This window comes from Oleiphilus sp. HI0079 (assembly GCF_001635105.1).
In genome coordinates this window covers 1-692 of sequence record NZ_LWFT01000879.1, presented here as the reverse complement: position 1 = coordinate 692, position 692 = coordinate 1, and the positions used below count along the sequence as shown (strand labels likewise).

Here is a 692-nt window from a genome sequence, read left to right as displayed (position 1 = left end):
CAATATAAAACTTATTCTATCGACAAGCCTCAGGTTGAAGACAGTGAGGTGCCTGATGCCGCCCGTTGGCGCGTTAAAGATATGCTCGATTTCGATCTCGATGATGCGATAACCGATGTGTATGAGTTCCCTGTTGATGCTCTGCGAGGACGGACAGCTCAAGTTAACGTAGTTATTTGTCGTCGCACAATTATCCAAGGACTAGTCAGCTTGGTGAATGATTCAGGGATGGCGCTAGAGAGCATTGATATTGCTGAGCTGTGTTTGAGAAATGTGGCGGTTACGCAAGTGTCAGACCCAGAAAGGCCAGTCGCTATGTTGTATCTCCGGCGAGGCGCAGGGATTATGGTATTCGTCAAAGATCATAGCCTTTATTTGGCGCGACATTTTGACTTCTCTACAGAAGCTTTGAACGAGCCTTCTCAGCAAGAGCAAGTGATTCAACAACTTGCTCTCGAAGTACAACGCTCTTTTGATTACTTTGAAAGTCAGTTAGGACAGCGCCCCCCTGGCGAGCTAATACTTTTTGGCCCTGACCCAAGTACACCTTTGGCGAATATGCTTGGTGGAAGCATTACCGCAAAAGTGATCGGCCTAGATTTAAATCCCCTGAATATGGAAAACGACTTAGAAGCGATTAATGCGCTCGTGTCCGTTGGCGCAATGTATCGAGGGGAGCGTGACTAATGCAG

At 47.3% G+C, this 692-nt stretch carries 1 protein-coding gene; it reads left to right on the top strand.

Going from position 1 to position 692, the window contains the following annotated elements:
- The coding region (locus tag A3750_RS26250) for a hypothetical protein (protein WP_068548451.1) at positions 1 to 687 on the top strand (687 nt) is incomplete at its 5' end.
- Positions 688 to 692 lie beyond the last annotated feature (5 nt).